Source organism: Lysobacter korlensis (assembly GCF_042434515.1).
Genome location: NZ_JBHLTG010000004.1, coordinates 255,580 through 280,503 on the forward strand (window position 1 = coordinate 255,580; position 24,924 = coordinate 280,503).

At 69.0% G+C, this 24,924-nt stretch carries 24 protein-coding genes; 11 read left to right on the forward strand and 13 right to left on the reverse strand.

Going from position 1 to position 24,924, the window contains the following annotated elements:
• Window positions 1-270: 270 nt before the first annotated feature.
• Window positions 271-3,312: an ATP-binding protein gene (locus ACFFGH_RS17675; protein WP_386670663.1), complete on the forward strand. Its 3,042-nt coding sequence runs from the start codon at window positions 271-273 to the stop codon at window positions 3,310-3,312.
• A 54-nt stretch (window positions 3,313-3,366) separates the two neighbouring features.
• On the opposite strand, the gene tal is transcribed toward ACFFGH_RS17675, so the two are convergent.
• The 4 genes from tal to ACFFGH_RS17695 form a co-directional block, all read right to left on the reverse strand.
• Window positions 3,367-4,317 (reverse strand): transaldolase, encoded by a 951-nt coding sequence (tal, locus tag ACFFGH_RS17680; RefSeq protein ID WP_386670665.1) that lies wholly within the window; start codon window positions 4,315-4,317, stop codon window positions 3,367-3,369.
• Between the two features lie 138 nt (window positions 4,318-4,455).
• Window positions 4,456-5,760, reverse strand: a complete 1,305-nt coding sequence (locus ACFFGH_RS17685) for a DUF445 domain-containing protein (RefSeq protein ID WP_386670667.1) — start codon at window positions 5,758-5,760, stop codon at window positions 4,456-4,458.
• A 148-nt stretch (window positions 5,761-5,908) separates the two neighbouring features.
• The gene (locus tag ACFFGH_RS17690; RefSeq protein WP_386670669.1) at window positions 5,909-6,403 is read right to left on the reverse strand and encodes an MgtC/SapB family protein; all 495 of its coding nucleotides are present in this window, start codon (window positions 6,401-6,403) and stop codon (window positions 5,909-5,911) included.
• Between the two features lie 67 nt (window positions 6,404-6,470).
• Entirely contained in the window at window positions 6,471-6,986 is a 516-nt protein-coding gene (locus ACFFGH_RS17695) for a GFA family protein (protein WP_386670671.1), read from the reverse strand.
• Between the two features lie 220 nt (window positions 6,987-7,206).
• On the opposite strand from ACFFGH_RS17695, the gene ACFFGH_RS17700 reads away from it, so the two are divergent.
• From ACFFGH_RS17700 to ACFFGH_RS17710, 3 genes are all read left to right on the forward strand, one after another.
• Entirely contained in the window at window positions 7,207-7,515 is a 309-nt protein-coding gene (locus ACFFGH_RS17700; protein WP_386670672.1) for a hypothetical protein, read from the forward strand.
• A 93-nt stretch (window positions 7,516-7,608) separates the two neighbouring features.
• Window positions 7,609-8,682 carry a patatin-like phospholipase family protein gene (locus ACFFGH_RS17705; RefSeq protein WP_386670674.1) on the forward strand — a complete coding sequence of 358 codons (1,074 nt, stop codon included), beginning with the start codon at window positions 7,609-7,611 and terminating at the stop codon, window positions 8,680-8,682.
• Window positions 8,683-8,862: 180 nt separating this feature from the next.
• Window positions 8,863-9,276 carry a hypothetical protein gene (locus ACFFGH_RS17710; protein ID WP_386670675.1) on the forward strand — a complete coding sequence of 138 codons (414 nt, stop codon included), beginning with the start codon at window positions 8,863-8,865 and terminating at the stop codon, window positions 9,274-9,276.
• A 30-nt stretch (window positions 9,277-9,306) separates the two neighbouring features.
• Here ACFFGH_RS17710 and ACFFGH_RS17715 read toward each other — a convergent pair whose 3' ends face one another.
• Together ACFFGH_RS17715 and ACFFGH_RS17720 are read right to left on the reverse strand one after the other, a co-directional pair.
• Window positions 9,307-9,738, reverse strand: a complete 432-nt coding sequence (locus ACFFGH_RS17715; protein ID WP_386670677.1) for a VOC family protein — start codon at window positions 9,736-9,738, stop codon at window positions 9,307-9,309.
• A 100-nt stretch (window positions 9,739-9,838) separates the two neighbouring features.
• Window positions 9,839-10,894, reverse strand: coding sequence for an alpha/beta fold hydrolase (locus ACFFGH_RS17720; protein ID WP_386670678.1), 1,056 nt, complete (start codon window positions 10,892-10,894; stop codon window positions 9,839-9,841).
• A 179-nt stretch (window positions 10,895-11,073) separates the two neighbouring features.
• Here ACFFGH_RS17720 and ACFFGH_RS17725 point away from each other — a divergent pair, with 179 nt between their 5' ends.
• Window positions 11,074-11,955, forward strand: coding sequence for a formate/nitrite transporter family protein (locus ACFFGH_RS17725; RefSeq protein ID WP_386670680.1), 882 nt, complete (start codon window positions 11,074-11,076; stop codon window positions 11,953-11,955).
• 59 nt (window positions 11,956-12,014) lie between these two features.
• On the opposite strand, the gene ACFFGH_RS17730 is transcribed toward ACFFGH_RS17725, so the two are convergent.
• Window positions 12,015-13,091: an SDR family NAD(P)-dependent oxidoreductase gene (locus tag ACFFGH_RS17730; protein ID WP_386670682.1), complete on the reverse strand. Its 1,077-nt coding sequence runs from the start codon at window positions 13,089-13,091 to the stop codon at window positions 12,015-12,017.
• 106 nt (window positions 13,092-13,197) lie between these two features.
• Window positions 13,198-14,163, reverse strand: coding sequence for a carbon-nitrogen hydrolase family protein (locus tag ACFFGH_RS17735; protein WP_386670684.1), 966 nt, complete (start codon window positions 14,161-14,163; stop codon window positions 13,198-13,200).
• Window positions 14,164-14,295: 132 nt separating this feature from the next.
• On the opposite strand from ACFFGH_RS17735, the gene ACFFGH_RS17740 reads away from it, so the two are divergent.
• Window positions 14,296-14,982 (forward strand): SOS response-associated peptidase, encoded by a 687-nt coding sequence (locus tag ACFFGH_RS17740; RefSeq protein WP_386670686.1) that lies wholly within the window; start codon window positions 14,296-14,298, stop codon window positions 14,980-14,982.
• Between the two features lie 15 nt (window positions 14,983-14,997).
• On the opposite strand, the gene ACFFGH_RS17745 is transcribed toward ACFFGH_RS17740, so the two are convergent.
• Complete coding sequence (locus ACFFGH_RS17745) at window positions 14,998-15,762, reverse strand: TspO-related membrane protein (RefSeq protein WP_386670689.1); 765 nt, start codon at window positions 15,760-15,762, stop codon at window positions 14,998-15,000.
• 147 nt (window positions 15,763-15,909) lie between these two features.
• On the opposite strand from ACFFGH_RS17745, the gene ACFFGH_RS17750 reads away from it, so the two are divergent.
• Complete coding sequence (locus ACFFGH_RS17750; protein WP_386670691.1) at window positions 15,910-17,775, forward strand: diguanylate cyclase domain-containing protein; 1,866 nt, start codon at window positions 15,910-15,912, stop codon at window positions 17,773-17,775.
• A 26-nt stretch (window positions 17,776-17,801) separates the two neighbouring features.
• Here ACFFGH_RS17750 and ACFFGH_RS17755 read toward each other — a convergent pair whose 3' ends face one another.
• Window positions 17,802-18,467 carry a DsbA family oxidoreductase gene (locus tag ACFFGH_RS17755; RefSeq protein WP_386670693.1) on the reverse strand — a complete coding sequence of 222 codons (666 nt, stop codon included), beginning with the start codon at window positions 18,465-18,467 and terminating at the stop codon, window positions 17,802-17,804.
• Between the two features lie 225 nt (window positions 18,468-18,692).
• A complete protein-coding gene (locus ACFFGH_RS17760) occupies window positions 18,693-19,337 on the reverse strand; it encodes a fasciclin domain-containing protein (protein ID WP_386670695.1) in 645 nt (214 codons plus the stop codon).
• 130 nt (window positions 19,338-19,467) lie between these two features.
• Between ACFFGH_RS17760 and ACFFGH_RS17765 the strand changes: the two genes are divergently transcribed.
• Window positions 19,468-20,019 carry a DUF6630 family protein gene (locus ACFFGH_RS17765; RefSeq protein WP_386670697.1) on the forward strand — a complete coding sequence of 184 codons (552 nt, stop codon included), beginning with the start codon at window positions 19,468-19,470 and terminating at the stop codon, window positions 20,017-20,019.
• 16 nt (window positions 20,020-20,035) lie between these two features.
• Here the strand turns inward: ACFFGH_RS17765 and ACFFGH_RS17770 are convergent, their stop codons facing one another.
• Window positions 20,036-21,106 (reverse strand): alkane 1-monooxygenase, encoded by a 1,071-nt coding sequence (locus ACFFGH_RS17770; protein WP_386670699.1) that lies wholly within the window; start codon window positions 21,104-21,106, stop codon window positions 20,036-20,038.
• A 260-nt stretch (window positions 21,107-21,366) separates the two neighbouring features.
• Between ACFFGH_RS17770 and ACFFGH_RS17775 the strand changes: the two genes are divergently transcribed.
• The gene (locus ACFFGH_RS17775) at window positions 21,367-22,158 is read left to right on the forward strand and encodes a ZIP family metal transporter (RefSeq protein WP_386670701.1); all 792 of its coding nucleotides are present in this window, start codon (window positions 21,367-21,369) and stop codon (window positions 22,156-22,158) included.
• Window positions 22,159-22,308: 150 nt separating this feature from the next.
• A complete protein-coding gene (locus ACFFGH_RS17780; protein WP_386670703.1) occupies window positions 22,309-22,980 on the forward strand; it encodes an SDR family oxidoreductase in 672 nt (223 codons plus the stop codon).
• Between the two features lie 142 nt (window positions 22,981-23,122).
• Here the strand turns inward: ACFFGH_RS17780 and ACFFGH_RS17785 are convergent, their stop codons facing one another.
• Complete coding sequence (locus ACFFGH_RS17785) at window positions 23,123-24,118, reverse strand: SDR family oxidoreductase (protein ID WP_386670705.1); 996 nt, start codon at window positions 24,116-24,118, stop codon at window positions 23,123-23,125.
• A gap of 260 nt (window positions 24,119-24,378) precedes the next feature.
• Here ACFFGH_RS17785 and ACFFGH_RS17790 point away from each other — a divergent pair, with 260 nt between their 5' ends.
• Window positions 24,379-24,597 carry a hypothetical protein gene (locus ACFFGH_RS17790; RefSeq protein WP_386670707.1) on the forward strand — a complete coding sequence of 73 codons (219 nt, stop codon included), beginning with the start codon at window positions 24,379-24,381 and terminating at the stop codon, window positions 24,595-24,597.
• Window positions 24,598-24,924: the final 327 nt, after the last annotated feature.

Here is a 24,924-nt window from a genome sequence, read left to right on the forward strand (position 1 = left end):
GCGCGGGCGCGCAGCATGTCAGCGGGTCGCAGCCCCGTCGCGAGACCGCGCGCAAGGTTTTGCGTATCCGCGCCCCCTGCACAAAGCCGGTTCAGCTCACGGCCGCCTTCCGATGTGGTTTGCGCCTCGCGCGGCCGAGCTGCGGACAAAACTGCCGCGGGCGCTGCGCAGCGCCCGCCATGCACAGCGCCTGGCAGGAACGGCGCCGCGGCCTTTGCCAACGCCGGGACTGCGTATAGTCCCGTTTCACCTGCAAATCGGCTCGATGCGATGGTCTCCGTGCTGCCCGCCGCTCCCGGTTCCGCATCGGCCGACGATCCGGCGGCGCGTCGTCTGGCCTTGCTCGCCGCGGCCGGCGAGCTGCTGGCCTCGTCGATCGACTACGCGCAGACACTGCAGGACGTCGCGCGGATCGCGGTGCCGGCGATGGGCGACCTGTGCGTCGTCGACATCGTCGAGGACGCGCGCCTGCACCGCACCGCGACGGTGCACGTGCAGCCGCACAAGCAGGCGCTGCTGGAACGGCTGGTGCGCCTGCACCCGACCGTCGAAGGTTCGCCGACGCCCGCCGCGCGTGCACTCGCCACCGGTCGAACCGACTGGCTGGAAACCGTCACGCCCGAAGTCGTCGCCGCGCACACGATCGACGACGAACATGCGCGGCTGATCCTCGAGGTCGGCATGCGTTCGCATCTGGCCGTGCCGATGGTCGCGCGCGGCACGACGGTTGGCGTGATCAGCCTGGGCATCACCGAGTCCGACCGGCGCTACGGGCCCGACGACATCGCGCTGGCCGAGGAACTCGCCCGCCGTGCAGCGCTCGCGATCGACAACGCGCGGCTGTACCGGCAGGCGCAGCAGGAACTGGCCAAGCGCAGCCAGATCGAGGCCGAGTTGCGGCTGTCCGAGCAGCGCTTCCGCGCGATGATGGAGCAGTCGCCACTGTCGACCCAGCGCATCGCCGCCGACGGCCGCACGATCGGCGTCAACCGGGCCTGGGAGGCGCTGTGGGGCGCAAGGCTGGAGGACGTTGCCGACTACAACGTGCTGCTCGATCCGCAGCTCGAAGCCGCCGGCATCACGCCGCTGCTGCGCCGCGCGTTCGCGGGCGAGGCGGTGCACCTGCCGGAGATCCCGTACGACCCAGATCGCACGCTGCCCAACCGCAGCCAGAGCGAGCGCCCGCTTCGCTGGGTGCGTGCATTCGCGTATCCCGTGCGCGGCGATGACGGCGCGGTGCAGGAAGTCGTGCTGGTGCACGAGGACGTGACCGAAGCACGGCACGCGCAGGCGCTGCTGCGCGCAAGCGAGGAGCGCCTGCACCGCGCGCTGTCGATCGGCCGCATGAACGTCTGGGACCAGGATCTCGAGACCGACACGGTGACCTGTTCGGCGAACGCGACCGAGTTCTGGGGCATCCAGATCGGTGCGCGCGAGGATTTCCTCGGCGTCGTGCATCCCGACGACCGCGCGACCGTCGATGCGGCCTCACGCGGGTCGATCGAGCACGGCGAACCGCTCGATCTGGAATACCGGATCTGCTCGCCGGACGGGCGCCTGCGCTGGGTGCATTCGCTCGGCCACCTCGAGCGCATGGCCGACGGCGCGCCGGCGCACCTGCTCGGGGTGACGCTCGACGTGACCGAACGCCGGCGCGCCGAGGACGCGCTGCGCGTGCTCGCCGATGCGGGCGAAACGCTCGGTGCATCGCTCGACTACGAAAGCACGCTGGATGAGCTTGCGCGCGTGGTGGTGCCGCGCCTGGCGGACTGGTACGCGATCGACCTGCTGACGCCGGAAGGCGAACTCGAACGCGTCTCGGTGTGCCATCCGGACCCCGAGCGCGTCGCGATGGCGCGGCGGCTGCACGAGCGCTACCCGACGCGGCGCGACATCCCGCACGGATCGTGGCATGCGGTCACCACCGGCGAGCCGAACTGGGCCGAATCGATCAATGAGCTGCAGCTGCAGCGCGCGGCTCACAACCAGGAGCATTTCGACCTGCTGAGCGGCCTGCAGCTGAAGTCCTACATCTGCGTGCCGCTGCAGGTCGGGGTGAAGGTGATCGGCGCGATGACGCTGGTGCTCGCTGAAAGCGGGCGCCATTACCGCGAGACCGACATCGGCCTTGCGATGGAGCTCGCGCGGCGCGCGGCCGCCGCGGTCGAGAACGCGCGCCTGCACCGCCAGTTGCAGCTCGCCGACCGGCGCAAGGACGAGTTCCTGGCGATGCTCGCGCACGAGCTGCGCAACCCGCTGGCACCGATCAGCACGGCCGCGCAGCTGCTGCGCATGTCGGCCGGCGACCCCCGCCGCGTCATCGATGCGAGCGCGATCATCTCGCGCCAGGTCGGGCACATGACCGAACTCGTCGACGACCTGCTCGACGTGTCACGCGTGACGCGCGGGCTGGTCGAGCTCGAGCGCCGGCCGGTCGACCTCAAGTCGGTGCTTGCCTCGGCGATCGAACAGGTGCGCGGGCTGATCGAATCGCGTGGTCATGTGCTCGGTACCTGGAGCGGCGCGGCGGCGTCGATCGTCGAAGGCGACCGCGCGCGGCTGACGCAGGTGGTCGCAAACCTGCTCAACAACGCGGCGAAGTACACGCCACCCGGCGGCACGATCGAACTGCGCGTGGACGAGGTCGGTGACTGCGTGCGCATCGTCGTGCGCGACAACGGGGTCGGCATCGACCGCGGGCTGTTGCCGCATGTGTTCGAGCTGTTCACCCAGGCGCACCGCACGCCGGACCGCTCGCAGGGCGGCCTCGGCATCGGCCTGGCGCTGGTGCGCAGCATCGTGCAGCTGCACGGCGGCGAGATCCGCGTCGAGAGCGCGGGTGCGGGGCAGGGCAGCACGTTCACGGTGCTGCTGCCGCGCGCACCGGCCGTCCAGGTGCTGCCGGACACGGCGGTGCCGGAAATGGCGGCATCGGGGCGCACGCGCACGGTGCTGATCGTCGACGACAACGCCGACGCGGCGCACGTGCTGGCTGACGTGCTGCGCGTACAGGGCCATCGCGTGTTCGTGGCCGCGACCGGCGCGGCCGCGCTCGACATCGCTGCGCAGGAGCCAGCGATCGACGTGTTCATCCTCGACATCGGACTGCCGGACATGACCGGCTACACGCTTGCGCTGCAGCTGCGTGGCCGTGAGGGCGCACGGCCGGCGCTGTTTGTCGCATTGACCGGCTACGGGCAGGCGCAGGACCGTGCGCAGTCGGCGGTGGCCGGTTTCGATGTGCACCTGGTCAAGCCGGCGGACGTGCAGCAACTGCTGCAGCTGCTCGACGCGGCGCCGGCGCCGGCCTGATTCATCGGAGGCGCCGCACCGCAACTCGTGCGGTGCGGCTGTCGCGGCCTACGGTCAGCCCAGCTTCGCGGCCAGCAGCGTCTCGAGCTTGACCTGGTCCTGCGCGAAGCGGCGGATGCCGTCGGCAAGCTTGTCGGTCGCCATCGCGTCCTCGTTGTGCTGCCAGCGGAACTGCGCCTCGTCGATCCGCACCGGCGCGGCTGCGCGTTCCTCGCGCGCCACCAGCGCGGGCGCGAGCTCGCCCTGCGACTGTTCCAGTTCGCCTAGCAGATCCGGCGAAATCGTCAGCCGGTCGCAACCGGCGAGCGCGAGCACCTGCGCGGTGTTGCGGAAGCTCGCGCCCATCACGACGGTGTCGAAGCCGTGGCGCTTGTAGAAATTCCAGATCCGCGTGACCGACTGCACGCCCGGATCGTCCTGCGGCGTGGCGGGCTTGTCCGCGCCATTCGCGAGGTGCCAGTCGAGGATGCGGCCGACGAACGGCGAGATCAGGAACACGCCGGCCTCGGCGCAGGCGACGGCCTGGGCGAACGAGAACAGCAGCGTGAGGTTGCAGTGGATGCCCTCGCGCTCGAGGCGCTCGGCCGCGCGGATGCCTTCCCAGGTCGATGCGATCTTGATCAGCAGACGGTCGCGCCCGATCCCGGCCTGCTCGTAGAGATCGACGATGTGGTGCGCCTTGGCGACGGTGGCCTCGGTGTCGAAGCTCAGTCGTGCATCGACTTCGGTCGACACGCGCCCCGGGATCAGCTTGAGGATCTCGCCGCCGATCGCAACCGCGAGCCGGTCGCCGGCATCGCGCACGCGCGCATCGGTATCACTGCCCTGCGCCTGCGCAACCGCGGCATCGACGAGCCCGGCATACGCCGGCAGGCTCGCGGCCTTGAGCAGCAGCGACGGGTTGGTCGTGGCATCGAGCGGGCGGAAGCGGGCAATCGCTTCGATGTCGCCGGTATCGGCCACGACGGCGGAGTGTTCGCGGAGCTGGTCGAGCAGGGACGTCATCGCAAGGTCCGTGGGAAGCAGCCCACGATTCTGCAACGGCGGCTGTGATTGCGTCATCAGGCTGGGCCGTAACACCGCGCATGCGCGTACTGCAGCGCTAGAACGCGGCGTGCGATGGCAGGCCTGCAGCAGCGCCCGTCAGCCGGTCAGCGTCTGGATGCCGTGCATCACCGCGAAAATCAGCCCGCCGATCAGCGCACCGATCGCGGTGCCGTTGTAGCGGATGTACTGCAGATCGCCGCCGATGCTGAGTTCCAGCTCGCGCGTGAGTTCCTCGGCGCTCCAGCGCTGTACGCGTTCGGTGATGAAGCTGCGCGCCTTGCCACGCAGCGGGTCGATCATCGGCTCGAGCGTTTCGATCACCGCGCCGTTGATCCAGCTGCGCATCTCCTCGCTCGCCAGCAGGCGCGCGCCGAGGCGCTGCGTGCCGTGGGCCAGGCGTGCGCGGATCTGCGAATCCGGCTTGCGCACGTCCTCCTGCAGCCAGGCCAGCAGGTCGTCCCAGAGGCTGCGCAGGTAGCTTGCGAGTTCGGCCTGGTCCAGCAGGCGGTCGCGGAACTCGTTCACGCGAACGCGGAACTCCTCGTCGCTTTCGAGCCGGCCGATCAACCCGTCGATCTCGCCGGCGATGCGCTGGCGCATCTCGTGGTCGCGGTCCATCGACATCTCGGTGACCAGCGAGGTCAGGCCGGCGACGAGCTTGTCGGCAATGCGGTTGGCGATCATCTCGTCCAGCCGCGCGTAGCGCAGGATGCCCCAGACCTCCTTCGCGGCGCGTTCGGAAATGTTGCGGTGGGTTTCCGGCGACTGCAGCGCATCGCGCACGTAGCCCAGCGCCTCGTCGACCAGCGCCTCGTGGCGGCCGTCTAGCGTGAGCTGGCGCAGGCCGAATGCAGCTACGCCGGACAGGTCCACGCGCTGCAGCCGCGAGCGGGCCGCATCATGGATGAAGCGATGCAGCGGCTCGCTGTCGAGCAGGCCGAGCAGGTGCGGCACCGCGGCGGTGAGCTTGTCGCCGATGAGCTGTGCGCTCGCGTCGTCGGCGAGCTTGCGCGCCAGCCGCGAGGCGACGTCGACCGACTCCAGCCGTGCGAGTACCTGGTCCTTGGCCAGGAAGTGGTTGCAGATGAAATCCGCCAGGCTCCGGCCGATCGAATCCTTCTTGGCGGGGATGATCGCGGTATGCGGAATCCAGCGCTGGCCCAGCGGATGGCGGAACAGCGCGACGACCGCGAACCAGTCCGCCAGCCCGCCGACCAGCGCGGCCTCGGCCATGGCCGCTGCCAACTCGAAGCCCCAGTGCGGAAACAGGCGGCCGAGCGTGAACGACACCACCAGCACGGTGCCCGCGAGCGCGAGCAGCGCCACGGCGATGTTCTTCTTGCGGCGCAACGCGCGGATGCGCACGTCCTGCGGCGGTCTGGCGGCTTGTTCCGTATTCACTGCAACTCCTGGCACCGTCCTGCGCCGGCTCCCGTCGCTGTGGATGAGCTGCCGACCGCACCGTTGTACCGCGAGCTGACGCCCGCGCCCAGAGGCCGGTCACCGCGGGCGCCGCGGCGCCGGCCTCATCCGGACCCGGTTATCGCGGCTAGGCGTGGCCGCGCGGGCCCCGGGTACCGCTCGGCACGAGCCGCGGCAGTGCGCCGAACACCAGCAGCGCGACCAGCGTGGTGATCAGCGCCGCGATATGCATGCCCATCCCCGCGGCCATGCCGATGGCCGAGGTCATCCAGATGCCGGCGGCAGTGGTCAGCCCCTTCACCCGCTCGCCGGGACCGGCCTTGAGGATTGCGCCCGCGCCGAGAAAACCGATGCCCTGCACGATGCCCTGCATCACGCGGGTCGTGTTGGCCGCATCGACGCCGGCGAGCAGCGGCGCCATCACGAACAGCGCCGAGCCCGCCGCGACCAGCGTGTGCGTCTTCAGGCCTGCCGCGCGGCCGCGGCGTTCGCGTTCAAGCCCGACCAGTCCGCCCAGCACCGCCGCGACCAGCAGCCGCACGACGATCAGTGTCGGCATGCGCGCGTCCGGTAGTGCGAACTCGCGCGCAAGGGTTTCGGCGATCTGCGTGGTGATGCTCATGCCGGCCCCCGGGTGCGACGCGACGCGCGTGCGGCAGGTGGGAACGCAGCGCGCGGCCCGGTTCCCATCACGGTGTGCCCCCGTCGCCAGCCGCGTCTGGCCCGTCGAAGCATCCATGACGCCGGTGCCACTGCTCCAGCGACTCGTCCGGATAGCGATCGAAGCAGCGATCGCCCGGCGCGCGCTGCGCCTCGACCCAGGGCGCCTTCGAGCCGAGCATCATGTGCACGTGCTCCGGTGGGGTCGGCAGCGGCGTGTCGATCGCCGACGCGTGCGGGTGCACGAGTTCGGGCCACTGCGGATCGAACAACCACAGCGCGCTGCCGCAACCGGTGCAGAACCGGCGCGCGGCGCCGCTGATGCGGCACTGGCCGTCGTCCTCGATGCGCGCGTGGTAGGTGCCGAGATGCGGCTCGCCTTCGACCTCGAGCGTGGCGGCGTCCGCGCCGAGGTTGATCGCATAGCCGCCACCGCCGGCGGTCTTGCGGCAGATCGAGCAGTAGCAGCGCAGGAACGGCACCGGCGACTGCGCCTCGCAGCGGAAGCGCACCTTGCCGCAGTGGCAGGAACCTTCGAGTTTCAATGCGATCTCCGGGCCGGGAATACCCTGCATAAGCCGCTGCATGTCAGCGCGGTGCAAAGCCGCGCGATGCGTCGGTGGCGCGACCGTGGGCAGGCACCGCAACCGCACAGGTCGCAGCGCCAGCCGCGCGCGTCGCAGGCCGGGCCACAGGTGCGCGTCGACGGTCGCGTGACGCGCAGTGCGCGCTACTACCGCGCCCACCGGCCCCGGAACCGTCCGCATGCACCTCATCCAGCTGTTCCTGCCGGTCTACGACAACAATCACCAGCCATTCTCGAGGTCGCAGTTCGATACGGTGCGGACCGAACTTGCCGACACGTTCGGCGGCGTCACCGCGTTCACGCGCTCGCCGGCGGCGGGCCTGTGGGAAGACGACGATGGCGACGTGTGCCGCGACGACGTGGTGCTGATCGAAGTCATGGCCGACATGCTCGACCGCCAATGGTGGAGCGATTACCGCCGTACGCTCGAGCAGCGTTTCCAGCAGGAGGAAGTGCTGATCCGCGCAAGTGCGGTGGAGCGCCTGTGACGCTCGCGGCAGCGTAGCGAACCGTCTACGAAACGTTCACCCGGTCCGAGCGAACACGCCGGTAGCGTGCGCCGTTCCATTGGAGGGGCGCACATGAAAGTGATCGTCGTGTTCGGCGGGGGCGGTTCGAAAGGGGCGTTTGATTACGGCGTCTGGAGCGTGCTCGCGCCGGTGCTGCGCAGCTCTGGCGCATCGTTGCTCGCGGTTGGTGGCACTTCGATGGGCGCGGTCAATGCCGCCTGCCTTGCACGCCACGGCCAGGACCTGTGCGCAGGCGCCGCGATGCTCGAATCGCTATGGTGCGAACAACTGACGATGCCATCGGTGCCGTTTGCCGGGCCATTCGGCGACCGCGCGCATCGCAGCTGGAACGGCGTGCTGACCGGTCTGCTGCTCGGCAACCGCAGCCTCTACCACAGCACCGCGATGAGCTGGAATCCGTTTGCCAGCCTGCAGAGCACCGAGCGGCCGTTGATGGACCGCGGGCCGATGTGGCAATGGCTGGACCGCGAGGTCGGCACGCACTGTGCGCACAGCCACGGTGACCCGGTGTTGTGCATCCCCGCAGTCGATGTACTCAGTGGCGATCTGGTGTTGTTCGACAGCGCGAACATGCCGGTTGCGCCGGAGCACCTTGCCGCAAGCTCGGCGATGCCGCTGCTGTTCGAGCCGGTCGAGATCGACGGCCACCTGTACTGGGATGGCGAGATGAGCCGCGAATCGATGGTGCCGGTGATGCTGGACCGGCTGCGCGACTTGGGCCGGCTGTCGGATGCAGACGACGAAGAGGTCATGCTGATCACGATCGACCACATGAGCCGCGAGCTGCCGCGCCCGCCGCAGTCGGGTCTCGAACTCGTGCACCGCGCGCTCGAGCTGTTGCTGCAGGGCAAGATGGAGGTGCCCGACCATGCACTGCAGGGCATCACGCACGTGCTGTCGATCGTGCGCGATCCGCTGGACAACGACGCGATTTCAGGCCAGTTCGATTACTCGCCCGAACGCATCCAGGAACTGATCGAGCTTGGCCAGCGCCAGGCCGAGCGCGCGTGCAGCGGCCGCTGGCTCGACAATGCGCGCCGGCCCGTCGTCGACACGCAGCCGTGGATGAATCCGGCTGCGGTGCAGACCGATCGCAACGCCGGTCAATCCCCCGGCTTGCACTGACAACGGTCGACGCCCGGGCAGTGACAGCGCGGTTTACGACACTGTCACTGCCCGCGGCCGAACATGCCGGTGCTACCCGATGAAGGCTGCGCCCCGGCCGGTTCGATGCGCCGGGGCTGAGCGAGCGCATGTCGCCGCATGGCAGATGCGCCATTCGTACCCTCGAACAAGGAGCCGACCATGACGACATCCCGCACTCCCGGTACCGGTCACGACGCACACGGAAAGCCCGTGCCGCCTCCGGTCGCCATGAACGCTGCGCCCGACGAAACCGGCGACGGCGATTCGATCGGCCTCAGCGGTGCAGGCATGGTCGGCCATAAGGACGCCGGGCTCGACGAGGCGCGGCGGATGTCGACCGGTACGACGCATGGCTCGGCCGATGATGCCCGCAGCGACGATCGTGACATGCCGATCGGCTCGGCGCTGGCATCGGATCAGATCCGCGGGGCGAACGACCCGACCACCGGCGCCGGAGCGGACCTGACCTCGGGCCCTGACACGCTGGGCGCGGCCACCGGCGGTGAGCGCGCGGTTGCCGGCCGCTCGGATGCGAACCGCAGTTCGCGCGACCACGGCAGCAGCCGCAACTAGCGACTCGCCGCGCCAGCGGGGGCCGGCTGCTCAGGTCGCGAACAGCTGGCCTTCGATGTCGCCAAACGCCTTGAATTCCAGGGCGTTGCCCGACGGGTCGAGCAGGAACAGCGTGGCCTGCTCGCCCGGCTGACCGACGAAGCGCACGTGCGGCTCGATGCCGAACTTCACGCCCGCCGCGCGCAGGCGGTCGGCGAGCGCATGCCAGTCCGGCAGCTCGAGCACGACGCCGAAATGCGGCACCGGCACGTCATGGCCGTCGACCGGGTTATCACCGGCGATCGGCGGCTTCATGCCATCGACCTGATGGCAGACCAGCTGGTGCCCGAACAGGTTGAAGTCGACCCAGCGCTCGGAGCTGCGCCCTTCGGGACAGCCGAACAGCTCGCCGTAGAAGGCGCGCGCGGCAGCGATGTCGTGCACGGGAATCGCCAGGTGGAACGGAGTCAGCTGGGTCGGCATGGTGGCAGGCGGTAGCGGTGGAAGCGGCAGTGTGCGACAGCGTCGGCGATGTGCGGGCGTTGTGGCGGATTCCGCCATCGACGGTCAATTCTGGCCGGCCTCAATCAGCGGGGCCCAGTGCTCCAAGCCCGCGCAGCAGCGCCTCGTTGAAGCGCTCCGGCGCTTCGACCTGCGGCGAATGCCCGAGTTCGGCGAACTCGACCAGCGTGGCGTTCGGAATGCGCTTTGCCGCGCGCTTGCCCAGCGCGGGGTAATCGCCGAGGCGCTTTGCGATTTCGGGCGGCGCGCGGTTCGCGCCGGGCGCGGTGCGGTCCTTCTGGCCGATCAGCAGCAATGTCGGCGTCTGGATGCGGTCGAACTCGTGCACGACCGGCTGCGTGAACAGCATCTCCGACGTCTGCGCCTGATTGCGCGCGACGGCGCGGCCGCCGGGCCCTGCATACATGCCGGCCAGCATCGACACCCAGCGGTCGTAGCGCGGCTGCCACTGGCCGCTGTAGTAGTACTTGCGCTGGTAGTCCTTGATGCGCTCGTAGTCGGTCTTGAGTTCGTTCTCGAACAGCGTGTCGATCGTCGCGTACGGCACACCTTCGGCGCGCCAGTCCTCGAGCCCGATCGGATTGACGAGCACCAGCTGTTCGACCATCTGCGAATGGTTCAGCGCATAGCGCGCCGCCAGCATGCCGCCCATCGAATGGCCGATCACCGTCGCGCGCTCGACGCCGAGCGAATCGAGCAGTGCGCGCGTGTTCGTTGCCAGCTGGTCGAAGCTGAACTGGTAACCCTCGGGCTTGCTGGAAGTACAGAAGCCGATCTGGTCCGGAACCACTACGCGGTAGCCGTCCGCAGCGAGTGCCGCGATCGCCGACTCCCAGGTCGCACCGCAGAAGTTCTTGCCATGCAGCAGCACCACCGTGCGTCCGTTCGCGGCCGCGGTTGGCGCGACATCCATGTAGCCCATCGACAGCGGCTGGCCCTGCGAGGTCAGCGCAAATCGCTTCACCTCGTGCGGGTACTCGAAGCCTTCGAGCTGCGGGCCGTACTTCGGCGTGGCGGCTGCGGCCGGCAATGCGAAAAGCGCAAGCGCCGCAGCCAATGCGAGCGGGACCGTTGAATGGGTGAGCTTGGACATGCGGTGACCGCGTGCTGCCGACATGAGTCGCGTAGCGTAGGGCGCGGATTGCTGCGCGGTCGTGAACCCGCATCGCTAAGCACGGGCGTCGCATGTAGATACAGCAGCGCACGTGCTTGCGCCGCGCGAGCCCGCCGGCTGCCATCGCCCTGAAATCACCGCACAGCCCATAGGCTGGCCGCCGGCCTGAAACAGGACACGTGATGGAAGAGAAGCGCAGGTTCCGCGCGAGCCGGCAGGGCATCAATGCCGAGCGACCCGAAGTCGACGAGGACGGCCTGCTGCTGACCAAGCAGGAGGCGCACGACGTCGACGAAAATCGCTCACCGACGCCGCAGGTGCTGCACGAGACGGTGCGCCTCGAAGGCGAGGCCGAGCTTGCACGCACTGCGCCCGCGCTGCTGTGGTCGGCGCTTGCCGCCGGCCTGTCGATGGGCTTTTCGATGCTGGCACCGGCGCTGATGATGGCGCGGTTCGGCGACACGCCGGCCGGCTGGCTGCTGGCCGGGCTCGGCTATTCGGTCGGCTTTCTGATCGTGATCCTCGCGCGGCAGCAACTGTTCACCGAGAACACGTTGACGGCGGTGCTGCCATTGATGACGCATCCGCGGCTCGAAACGCTGCTGCGATTGCTGCGGCTATGGGGACTGGTGCTGGCCGGCAACCTCGTGGGAGCGGCCCTGTTCGCCTGGGGCGTACGCCAGCTCGATCTGATGGATGCGACAACGCACGAAGCGCTGATCAAGATCGGCCATCACCTGATGGACCTCACCTCGTGGCAGATGTTCAGCCGTGCGGTCGTGGCCGGCTGGCTGATCGCGACGCTGGTCTGGCTGCTGCCGGGCGCGGATACGTCCCGAGTCACGATGATCATCGTGATCACTTCGCTGATCGGGCTCGGCGGGCTTGCGCACATCATCGCCGGCGCGGCCGAGGTGCTGTACCTCGTGTTCAGTGGCGGCGCGACGATGATGGAGTTCGTCTTGCACTTCGCGCTGCCGACGCTGGCCGGCAACGTCGTCGGTGGCAGCCTGATCTTCGCGCTGATCAGCCATGCGCAGGTGCGCGGCGACCAGCCGGAGTAGCGGTTCCGGGCCCGGCTCGACCGCGCCGAGCGCGTGTGCGCCCGGCGCAGCTGCGCTTGTCAGTGCGCCTGCAGGCCCTGCTGCGGAGCCTGCAAGCTGGTATCGATATGCCCGCGCGTGGCTTCCTCGCGACGCATGCGCTCGCGCACCGTGCCTTCGACGGTGCGCCCGGAGTCAACCGGCTCGTGCAGCGCACCCGAGGTTGCCGGCGCGGGCGGCGCTTCTTTCATCTGCGCGCGGTTGAACAGATTCGCCGCCACCCGGCCGCCGAGGTCGGGCATCAGCCGATGACCGGCATAGGCGCCCTTCGCTTTCCAACCGACCGCGAGTTCGGCCTGCGGATCGAGCGACATGCGCACGATCGCTTCGACGACCTCAGACGGGCCGTCCGGGCTGATCAGCTGCGGCGTGCGGCCGCTGTGGTTCGCAGCATGCACGTCGAACGGCGTGTCCGCGCCCCATGGCATCACCGTCGCCACCTTGACCCGGTCCAGCCCTGCAAGCCGCAGTTCCTCGTTGAGCGCGCGGCCCAGGTGCAGGATGCCGGCCTTCGATGCGGCATACGACGCATGCAGCGCAAGCGGCACTTCGCTTTCGATCGAGCCGACGTTGACCAGCGTGCCTTCGCCCTGCGTGCGGAAGCGGCGAAGCGCGACGTGGCTGCCGTAGATCACGCCGTTGAGGTTGATGTTGACCAGCCTTCCGTGATCGGCGAGCGGGATATCCCAGAAATGGCCGATCGCGCCCAGCCCGGCATCGTTGATCCACGCATCGATGCGGCCGAAGTGCTCGATCGCGGCGGCCTCGAGCTGTTCCATGTCCTCGGGGCGGCTGACGTCGGTGGTGACCACGAGCGCGCGGCCACCGCCGGCGCGGATCTCGGCGGCGACTTCCTCGAGCAGTTCGGTGCGACGCGCGGCGAGCACGACGTTCGCGCCGCGCACACCGACGTGCAGCGCGACACCGCGCCCAAAGCCGCTCGATGCGCCGGTGATGACGTAGGTGCGGCCGGAAATGCCGGGAACGACGCGCCTGCCTGCGCCGGTCATCGCACGGCGACCGAGAATCGCGGCGGCTGCCAGCGGCAGCAGGACGGCAGCGGCCAGGGCTAACGGGTGATGGGTCGGACGTTGCATTGCAGCCTCGGAGCAGATGGCGTCGCGCTGGCGCGCATCGCCGGGACCGCCACGATTACGCATCCGTCGTCGTCCGACGGTGATCAAACCCGGCCGCTGGCGCCGCTCAGGAGCCCGCGTCGTCGACGAAGCGCACGCCGCACGGGCGGTTGCGATTGACCTGCAGCTCGAGCACATCCGGGCGCGAGTAATGGCCGAATGGATCGAAGTTCTGGCGTTCGGCCCGCACCAGTGCCGGGTCCAGCGACGCGGTCAGTAGGCGCTCCTCGCCGATGCAGGGCGGCAGCACCCATTCACCGGTCGGCGCCGCGATGCACGAGCCGCCATTCGCGCAGACCTCGGGCAGCGCTTCGCGCAGCAGCGCGGCATGCGGCAGGTGGTCGGGGATGTCCTCGTGGCGCAGCAGGCCACTGACCGACAGCGCGTACATGCGGCCCTCGCGCGCCATGTGCCGCGTGATGTCGCTGGTATTGCGCGCGCTGCCAGGCCAGGTTGCGATGTGCAGTTCCTCGCCCTGCGCGTACAGCGCCGATCGCGCGAGCGGCATCCAGTTCTCCCAGCAGTTCAGGCCGCCGAACGTGAAGCCGTCCAGCTCGAAGCAGCGCAGCCCGTGGCCATCGCCGGGCGACCAGGCCAGCCGCTCCTCGTAGGTCGGCATGAGCTTGCGGTGCACGTTGCGGACCTCGCCCGCGTCGTCGATCAGCACCAGCGAGCAGTACAGGCTGTGGCCGCGATCCCGCGCGCGCTCGATGCAGCCCAGCGCCACCCACAGCCGGCCCTTGCGGGCGGCCTCGCGCACCGGTGCAAGGTCGTCGCGCGTCAGGTCGACCGCCTGCTCGGCGTAATGGGCGAACAGCGCCTTCTGCAACGGCGACTCGAAGCGGGCGCCATCGGTGTGCTCGAGCCAGAACGGGTAGCCGGGCGCGAGCGCTTCGCCGAACGCGACCAGTCGGCTGCCATCGCGCGCGGCGCGGCCGACCCAGTCGGCGACTTTCGCAACCGTGGCCTGACGGTCGAGCCAGACCGGTGCGATCTGGGCCAGCGAAACAACAAGCAAAGACGAAGCAGTCATGGCGGCTACGGGCGTGGAGCGGCCGGCCAGTCTAGGGGAGCGCAGCCCTGCGGTGCGCCAGCGCCACGCACAGTTTGTGCAGGTGGTTCATGCGTTGACGGCCGCTCCTGCGCGGCCACCTATAGTGCGCGGATGTGCGGACGCGACACATTCACGGCGACCTGGGCGGAAGTGCAGGCTTTTTCACAGCCACTGGCGATCACCACGCCCGCTGAGGAGGCCGAGCCGAACTACAACCGTGCCCCGACCCAGCTCGGCTGGGCGGTCGTTGCTAGTGACAAAGGCGGCCAGGCACTGCCGATGCGCTGGGGCCTGCTGCCGCCGTGGGCGAAGGACACCAAGCTCGCGTATTCGACGATCAATGCCCGGCTCGAATCAGTGGCCGAAAAACCGGCTTTTCGCAGCGCCTGGAAGCAGCGGCGCGCGTTGATCCCGAGCACGGGTTATTACGAGTGGATGCAGCTGGATTCGAAGACCAAGCAGCCGTATTTCATCCACCTCGACGGCGCGCCGGTGATGTTCTACGCGGGCCTATGGGAACGCCGCAGCGACGAGGCCGGCAACGAGCTGCTGACCTACAGCGTGATCACACGCGCGGCCGACCAGACCGTCGAGACGATCCATGACCGCATGCCGCTGGTGCTGCCGCCGACCGTGTTCGAGGACTGGCTGCATGGCAGTGCCGATGACGCGATGGCCATCGCCCACGCCGTGCCGTCGGCGCCGCTCGTGTTCCATCCGGTCGATCGTGCGGTCGGCAACGTGCGCAACCGCGGGCCGCAGCTGATCGAGCCGATCGCGCCGCCGCGGCTGCTCTGAGCCTGCCGCTGCGCCTCAGTGCGAAGCGGCCTGCGCCACGCGCGGCCGCCACCAGCGCAGCCATAGCGTCTGCGCGAGCAGCGCCACGACGATCACGAGCGCGATGCCGGCCGCGACCTGCGCACCGGGCACCGTCGACTGCGACTGCTTGACCACCACCGCTGCCAGCCCCCACATCGCCGCCGCGACGTAGGCGAGATTGCCGCGCATGCGGCCGTTGAGCACCAGCAGTACGAGTGCCGCGAGCGCATACAGCACCGCGCTCCAGCCGAGCATGTCGTCGACCGGCAGCAGGCGGTAGGCCACGATCGTCTGCGCCAGGTTGAGAAACGCCGCCAGCGACAGCCAGCCCGCATGCAGCGACAGCGGCAGCCATGCCCACAGCCGCTGGCGTGGTTGCGAATCGGGATCGCGCGAGAGCACGACCGCGGCGCGCGCAGTCGCAGCCAGCGCGCCGAAAATCACCGCCACGCACAGCCAGAACAGCCCCTGCGAGAACAGCGGCATCCACACCGCGGTCAGCGCGAAGCCCGCGGCCGCCAGCGGCGCGATGCGTGCCAGTGTCGCGTCACGGCGGCGATCGCCGGTTGCCTGCCACAGCGCGTACGCGATATCGAGCGCGAAGATCAGGCCCCAGATCGAGAACGCGTAGCCGGCCGCGACGAGCAGCGTCGGATAGCGGTCGGACACCGTGCCCTGGTCCGGCCCGAACTCGCCGCGTTGCGACATCCACGCAACGATCGGCATCGCGATCGACAGCAGCAGGACCAGCAGGCGCATCGGCAGTTCCCTCGCAGGCGACGCGGGCAGGCTAGCAGCGGCAGGTGAGTACCGGGTCGAGCCGCCGGCCGCGGCCACGGGATGGCGTGATGCTTCCGGTTAACGGTCCGGGTGGTGTACTGGCGCTGCCGTACAAACGTGGTGGACATGGCTGAGCCCCTAGCCCCGATCGATCGACCCCAGCCGAATGCGACGTCCGACATCGCGTCGCTGCGCGTCGAGCGCGACCGGCTGCGCGTGATCGTCGAGGGGCTGACCCACCTCGTCTCGCTGAACCTGCCCACCGCCGCGCTGCTCGACCAGGTGCTCGAGTGCGTGATGTCGATGACCTCGGCGACCGGCGCCGTGGTCGGGCTCGTCGACGGCGACGTGATCGAGTACGTGGCCACGGCCGGCTCGGTCGCAGAACACCGCAGCCTGCGCGTCCCAGTGCACGGCAGCCTGTCGGGGCTGGCGGTCTGCGAGGGTGGGCTGCAGGTCTGCACCGATGCGCTGACCGACCCGCGCGTGGACCGCGCCGCCTGCGAACGCACCGGTGTGCGCTCGATGCTGGTGATGCCGCTGTGCCATCTCGGCGGCACGCTTGGCATGCTGAAGGTGGCGTCGCCCGCGCCCGACGCGTTCGACGACACCGACCAGTGCGCGCTGCGCCTGGCGGCCGGCATCGCCGGCAACGCGATCGGCCGCGAGCGCGTGGTCGATGAGAACCGCCGGTTGTACGAATCGCGTATGCAGGCGTACGAGCAGGCCACCACCGTGCTGGCCGCATCGCCGACCGCGACGATCGTGCACGACCTCGACGGCACGGTGCGGATGTGGAACGCCGCCGCCGAGACGCTGCTCGGCTGGTCTGCGGACGAGGTCGTCGGCGGGCCGCCACCGGTCGGCGAGGGCGGCATGGCGCGATTTCTCGAGATTTCCGCTCGCATCGTGCGCGACGGCCCCGCCACGACCGAGATCGTGCGCCGGCCGCGCAAGGACGGCGGGCATGTCGATGTGCGCGTCAGCGGCGCGCCACTGCGCGACGAGCACGGCCACGTGACCGGCATCGTGCGCACGCTCGAGGACGTAAGCGGTTTCCATGCGCATGCCGAGTCGCTGAAGGCTGCGACCGAGCGGCTGCGCACGATCATCGAGCATTCGCATGCGGCGTTCGTCAGCATGGACGAGACCGGCCGCGTCATCGAATGGAACCGCGCGGCCGAGGTGCTGTTCGGCTGGACGCGGCAACAGGCACTGCTGCGCCCGCTCGAGGATCTGATCCTGCCCGAAGCGACCCGCGATGCCCATCGCCACGGCCTGCAGCGCTTTCTCGCCTCACGCCAGAGTCAACTGATCGGGCGCCGTATCCAGGTCGTGGGCCAGCGCCACGACGGCACGCAGGTGCCGCTGGACCTGTCGATCAACACCGCCACGATCGACGGCCGGCCGGTGTTCGACGCGTTCATGGAAGACATCACCGAACGCCGTGCCGAACTCGATCAACTGCGCCAGCAGGTGCTGCTCGACATGCTGACGCAGCTGCCGGGACGCGAGTACTTCCAGGGCCAGCTGCGGGTCGCGATCGAACGCAACCGCGACACGCTGCAGCGCGCCGCGGTGGTCGTGCTGAACCTCGACGGCTTCCGTGCGATCAACGAGCTCTACGGCCACGCCACCGGCGATGCGGTGCTGCGCGAATGCGCGCGCCGCCTGCAGGAGGCGGTGCGCGATCACGACACAGTCACGCGACTTGGCGGCGACGAGTTCGCGGTGCTGCTCGATGGTCTGCGCGATGCGCGCGAGGACGCCCCGGTCGTCGCCGCCAAGCTGATGGCGACGTTCGATGAGCCGGTCGCACTGCGGCTGTCGGCGTTGCCGTTGTCGGTCAGCGTGGGCGTCGCGCTGCACGAGTACCCGCAGGACGATGTCGAATCGCTGCTGCACCGCGCGCACGAAGCGCTGTGGACCGCCAAGCGCGCGGGCGGCGGACGCACGGAAATGCTCGCGCGGGACCGCCCTGCGCCCGAATAGGCGCGGGTTGTTGCAGCTGGCCGGGATCAGTCCGGCGACGGGTCGCGCGCGGTTTCGATCGCCTTGCGCAGTGTCTCGAACGGTTGCGCCCCACTGACCAGCACGGCCTCCGACAGCGGGGCGCCATCGCGTGCGACCAGCATCGCCGGCACGCCGTGGATGCCGATCTCCTCGGCCATGCGCCGATCGGCCACGACCGCCCCGGCGTGCGTGCCCTCGTCGAGCGCGTGCCTCAACGCGTCCGCGTCGAGACCCACTTCCCGCGCGATGTCCTCCAGCACCTCGAGGCGACCGATGTCGCGGCCGTCCTCGAAAAACGCACGGAACAGCGCGCGCCGCATCGCATCGCCATGGCCTGCTTCGCGCGCGAAGCGTTCGGCCTCGTGCGCCAGCCGGCTGCGCGGCTGCACCGGCGGCAGCCGCAGCGTCATGCCGCGCTGATCGGCCATCGGGTACACCGCGCGCGCCCAGATCGAATGCAGATAGTCGCCGTCGGGGTCCAGCGTCGGCACCGGGTCGGGGCGCAGCTCGTAGGCGCGCCACTCGATCTCCACGTCGTCGCCATAAACCTCGCGAACCTGGTCGAGCACCGGTTCCTCGAGCACGCAGAACGGACAGACGTAATCGCTCCACACCTCGATGCGCACTGGTGCATTCGCGCCAGCGGCCACGGAATCGGTCTGCGTGCTCATCGCGCCCACGCCCGGAAAGCACAGGCGCGCCGCGGCACCGCAGCGCGCGGCATCAGCCGCCGGTTCGGCAGGAAGGTCGGGCAGGCCATGGCGTCCTCATCGATCGGGCGGGCAGTGCGCACCGTAGCCGGCCGATGATTCATGCCGCGTCAGCATGCGCCGCAGTGCGCGGCGCAAAAAAAGGGACGGCCGAAGCCGTCCCGAACACCCCAAGCGAGGGGACACTTACGGCATGAGCACCGTGTCGATCACATGGATCACGCCGTTGCTCTGCATCACGTCCGCGGTCGTGACCTGCGCCTTGTTGCCCTTCGCGTCGGTCAGCGTCACGCCACCATCGGGGCTGGCGGTCGCGGTCAGCGTGCCGCCCTGCACGGTCGTCAGCGTGGCCGTGCCGTTGCCGGCCTGGACCTGCGACTTCAGCGTTGCGGCGTCCACCTTGCCCGACACGACGTGGTAGGTCAGCACCTTGGTCAGGTCTTCCTTCTTCTCGGGCTTGAGCAGGCCATCGACGGTGCCGGCCGGCAGCGCTTCGAACGCGGCATTCGTCGGTGCGAACACCGTGAACGGGCCCGGGCTCTTGAGCGTGTCGACCAGGCCGGCGGCCTGCACGGCCGCAACCAGCGTGGTGTGGTCCTTCGAATTGACCGCGTTGTCGACGATGTCCTTGTTCGCATACATCGGCGCGCCGCCCACCATCGGGTTCTGCGGCGCTGCATCGGCGGTCGTGGCCGGATCGACAGGTGCCGGCTCGGGCGTGACGACGTCGGCGGTCGGTGCGGCGGTGTCGGCCGGGACTTCGGCCGGCTCGCTGCAGGCGGCAAGCGCGAGTGCGGAGGTGACGGCGAGTACCAACAGGGCGGTCTTCATGGGCGATCTCCAGGTCAGGGATGCGTCGCAGTGCGACGTTCGGCGGTAGATACGCGCCGCTGCCCCGGCCGGATGCAGCGCTGCGCCTGCCCGGGTTTATGCTGCCGGTCCGCCCCGCATGGCCTTGCCGATGACCGCACCGGATACGGACTTCGACCCCGACGACAACTTCGAGCACGCGTTCGGCCGCCCGGCGCAGATCGACGAGGAGGACGCGCTGGAGACGCTGGTCTGGCAGTTCATGCTGCTGGTCAATCCCGGCGACGAGGACGCGGCGATGCAGCAGTTCGCGGCCTGGCAGGAGACCTCAGGCGCCGCCGAAAGCGATGACGAGCTCGCTGCAGGCCTGCTGGACGCGACCGACTGGAAGTCGGGCTTCCGCGTCGACGAATCCGACCCGGCCGCCGCGATCGACGTGCTTGGTGAACTCGCCGCGCGCTGGGACCTGCGCATCGACTGGGGCGTCGAGGACCCGGGCGATGACGAATTCCTCGCCGATGCCGAAGTGCCGTCGCTGATCGGCACCGCGTTCGACCGCCTGCGCGAGCACCACTACACGCTGTGGACCTGGGAGCCGGAGACCGGCGTGCACGCGGGCTGGTTCACCCACAGCCGCGACGATGACGCGATGCGCATGCTCGTGCCGGCGCTGGGCCTGCCGCTGCGGCCCGGCGCCGCCTGAGCCGCGCCGGGATGCTTCAGCGGGCCTCGCGCCAGCGCGCGAGCACCGGATGCACGATGCGGAACCACAGCGGCGGGCACAGCGCGAGTACGAACATCGCGCCATAGCCGCCCGGCAGTTGCGGGCTGTCGGCATGGTGCTGCAGGCACTGGTAGCGGCGCCGCGGCGTCTCGTGATGGTCCGAATGCCGCTGCAGCTGGAACAGCAGCATGTTCGACAGCCGGTAATCCGAATTCCACGAATGCAGGTGGGTCGTGCGCTCGAAGCGACCGCCCGGCAGCTGCGCGCGCTCGAGCCCGTAATGCTCGATGTAGTTGATGATCTCCAGCGACGCGCCGGCCGCCAGCCCCTGCACGATGAAGAACACGAGGCCCGCCGGGCCGAGCCACACCGTGAACGCCACAGCGAATGCGAGCCACAGCGCGCTCCAGCCGATCAGCTCGTTGCGTGGATGCCACCACGGCAGGCCGCGCTGGCGCAGCCGCTGCGCCTCGAGCTTCCAGGCGTTGACGGTGTTGCGCCACATTGCCCGCGGCAGGAAATGCCACAGCGACTGGCCGTAGCGCGCGCTCGACGCATCGAGCGGCGTCGATACGTGCACGTGGTGGCCGCGCACGTGCTCGACCTTGAAGCCGTGGTAGCCCACGCTCGCGAGCAGCACGCCGCCTGCGCCGCGCTCGAGCCGCGTGTCCTTGTGGATCAGCTCGTGCGCGGTGTTGATCGCCAGCACGCCGCCGACCACGCCCTGCGCGAGCAGCCAGCCGACCTGGCCGGCGGGACCGAACGGCGTCGTCACGAAGTGCTGCGCCGACCATGCCAGCAGCCCGAGGTGCACCGGCACCGCGAGCAGCGTGAGCGCGCGGAACCAGACCTCGCGGTCGAGCCGGGCGGCCTCGTCGGCGGCCGGGTTCGACGGATCGCGACCGATCGCGTAATCGGCGATCGGCACCAGCACGAGCAGGAAGAACAACGGAAACCACGCCATCAGGTCGAGCTGGCCCGTCCATTGCCCCAGCGCCGCAGCGGCCGGCACCAGCGCCGGCACCAGGTACACCAGCGTGAAGCCGTAGCGTTTGAAAGGCGTCATCGTCCGTTCCCCGTGCACGGTGCCCCCGGAAAATCTACTCCGGTCAGTCGCCTGTCGCATGCGGACGCATCGCATACCGCGGGCGTCGTCGCGGGCGTATCGACCAAACCAACTTCGATGTTGACGTGCGGGCGACGGCGCGATTGGCACCGTGCAGGCTCACCGTGGGGATCACCGATGCCGCTGTACCGACCTGTCACGTTCGTCCCGGTCCGCACTGATGCGGACGACCGGACCTCCCTCATCGAAGGGCAATCCGCATGCTGAGCCAGTTCGAGTCGATGTCGCCGGTGATGGCCGCCCTGCTGGCGGGCTCGGTCGCGGCACTGACGACCGCGCTCGGCGCGATGCCCGCGCTCTTCATCGAGCGGCTTGGCGCGCGCACGCACGACATGCTGCTCGGCTTCGGCGCCGGCGTGATGCTGGCTGCGAGCGCGTTTTCGCTCGTGCTGCCGGGCATCGAGGCGGCGCAGGCGCTCGGCATCGGACAGTGGTCGTCCGGTAGCCTGGTCGGCGTGTCGTTGCTGTTCGGCGCGGCGTTGCTGCTGTGGATGGACCGATCGATACCGCACGAGCATTTCATCAAGGGTGCCGAGGGCGGCTCGAGCCAGCGCATCAAGCGCACGTGGCTGTTCGTGTTCGCGATCTGCCTGCACAACCTGCCCGAAGGCATCGCGATCGGCGTGGGCTTTGCGAACGACATGGGGCAGGGCATTGCGCTGGCGACCGGCATCGCGGTGCAGGACATCCCCGAAGGCCTGGTCGTGTCGGTGGCGCTGATCGCAGCCGGCTATCGGCGCGCGGTCGCGGTCATGGTCGGCATGGTGTCGGGCCTGATCGAGCCGGTTGGCGCAGTGGCAGGCGCCGCGGTGGTCACCACGTTACCGCTGCTGCTGCCGATCGGGCTGGGCTTCGCGGCCGGCGCGATGCTGTACGTCGTCAGCCACGAGATCATTCCCGAATCGCACCGTCAGGGGCACGAGCATTCGGCCACTTCCGGGCTCATGGTCGGCTTCGTGGTGATGATGCTGCTCGATACCGCGCTGGCCTGAGGCCGCAGCGAGCCAGTCACGCGATTGCGTGCAACCCCGGCGTTCGCACGCATGAAGCGCGCGCCCGATGCGCTCGCGTCGCGTCACGTCGCGCTTGATTGAGGTCGCGCGCGTCACCATCGTCGGTCGATCACTTCAGGAGAACACCCTATGGCGACCGTCCTCATCACCGGCGCGAACCGCGGCATCGGCCTGGCGTTTGCCAAGCACTACACCTCTCGCGGCGATCGCGTCATCGGCGTATGCCGCAAGTCCAGCAAGGACCTCGAAGCCACCGGCGCGCAGGTCGAAGCCGGAATCGACGTTACCGATGGCAAGGCGGTCGGTTCGCTCGCGCAGCGGCTGGGCAATTCGCGCATCGACATCCTCGTGCTCAATGCCGGCATCCTCGAGCGTGAGTCGCTGGGCAGCATCGACGAGGCCGGGATCGAATCGATGCGGCGGCAGTTCGAGGTCAACGCACTCGGGCCGCTGCGGGTGGCGCAGGCGCTGCTGGACCAGCTCGCGGTCGGCGCGAAGATCGGCATCATCACCAGTCGCATGGGCTCGATCGCCGACAACGGCTCGGGCGGTCGCTACGGTTACCGCGCCTCGAAGGCCGCGGTGAACGCGATCGGCAAGTCGCTCGCGGTCGATCTCAAGCCGCGCGGGATTGCAGTGTTCCTGCTGCACCCGGGGTATGTGGCCACCGACATGGTCGGCGGCACCGGCGATGTCACGCCGGAGCAATCGGCGGCGCAGCTGGTCGAACGCCTCGATACGCTCGCGTTCGAGCAGAGCGGCACGTTCTGGCACGCGAACGGGACCGAACTGCCCTGGTGACTACGCGGGGCTCGTTGTCCGCCTGCGTATAACGGACGCCCGCGTCGGGCATCCGCAGCAACCATGTGCAGTAGCGTCATTCCGCACTGCGCTAATGCAGGCAAGACGCGCCGGCCATCGCAGCCGGCGCATCGATCGCCGATCAGCCCTTCGGGCCGCCCATCACCGGCAGGATCGCGCCGTTGACGTACGAGCCCGTCACCGGCGATGCCAGGAACACATACGCCGGCGACAGCTCTTCCGGCTGCGCGGGGCGGCGCATCGCATTGCTCTTGCCGAACTTCGCGACCTGCTCGGCCGGGCGATCAGCCGGATTCAGCGGCGTCCAGACGGGGCCCGGTGCCACTGCGTTGACGCGGATGCCGCGCTCGATCAGGTTGCTCGCCAGCGACATCGTGAACGCATTGATCGCGCCCTTGGTGGCCGAGTAATCGAGCAGCTGCGGGCTGCCGAACAGGCCGGTTTCCGAGCTGGTGTTGATGATGCACGCGCCTTCGCCCATGTGCGGCAACGCGGCGCGCGCCATGTGGAAGTAGCCGCCGATGTTCGTGTCGATCGTTTCCTGGAAATGCTCGTCGGTGATGTCCTCGAGCGAGGACGCGTGCTCCTGGAACGCCGCGTTGTTGACGAGGATGTCGAGCTTGCCGAACTCGTCGACCACCTGCTGCACCGCGCGGTTGCAGAACTGCGCATCCTTGACGTCGCCGGCGATCGTCAGGCAACGGCGGCCCTCGGCCTCGACGTATTCGCGCGTGGTGTCGGCGTCTTCGTGCTCGTCGAGGTACATCACGGCCACATCGGCACCTTCGCGCGCGAACAGCACCGCGACTGCACGGCCGATGCCTGAGTCGCCGCCGGTGATGATCGCCACCATGTCCTGCAGCTTGCCGCTGCCCTTGTAGTCGGGCGCGAGGAACTGCGGCTCAACTTCGAGCTCGTATTCGTTGCCCGGCTTGTCGAGGTGCTGCTCGGGGAACGATTCGGGCTGCTTGCGCGCACCGGCCTGGATCGCGGGCTTGTCGCCGTCGGACGAGTCATCGCTCTTCGCGTCCTTGGCGTCGATGCCCGCCTGGATCTTGCGGTGCTTCTCGGCCGTGCGTTCGCCGCCGTTGTCGCCATTGGGATGTTTGCTTGCCATGCGTCGGTCTCCTGGTTAGTGGATTGCATCGCCGCGCGCGACGTCTGCGAAGCCCAGAACTCTGCCCCCGCGGCCGAAAACGCGTCGTGACCAGACTCCACCGTTTGCCGCGCACAACTGGCACACAATCGCGCGCCATCGGATGAGCCAGGCGAACCGATCGCGGCCTGCTAACGGGGTAGGTGAGACAGTGAATAGGCCGAGCGCGCCGCGCGGCTCCACCGCCGGTTGCGTCGGTTTGGCCCGAACGGAGAACGACGATGATCAGCAAGCGCAGCAGCACCGAATCCAGCGACCTCAACCGCGGGCACGGCACGGATGTGCGCCGGCAGGAAGGCGTGTCTCGTGATGGCGACATTGACGCCGGCACGCGGCGCGATGCGACCGCAAATGGTGTCGATGACGACGCGGTCGAACGCGGCATCGCCACACGCTATGTGGTCCCCAACGGCGTGGATCGTCCGCAGCAGGACGCGTGATTACATCACCACGGCCGCGGCCATGACGCCGCGGCCGCTGCATTGCCTGAGCATGGCGGGTGCTCAGCGCCGCGCATGGTGTTCGTAGCCGGCAGCGCGAACGCGCGCTAATTCCGGTGCGACCAATACCATCCGTAATTCGTACTTTGCGAATCGAGATGAGCGGGAGCGATGCGTAAGGCCGCAGTTCGATTTTCGATCGCTTCGGGCGCGACACAAACGCCACATTTCGATTGCCGTGGCAGCCGAGCGAGCTGCAACGACACGCCGCTGATGCGGCCTTATCTGCATCGAAGCAATTAAGTCGCAGTGGCGATTACCGCGGCC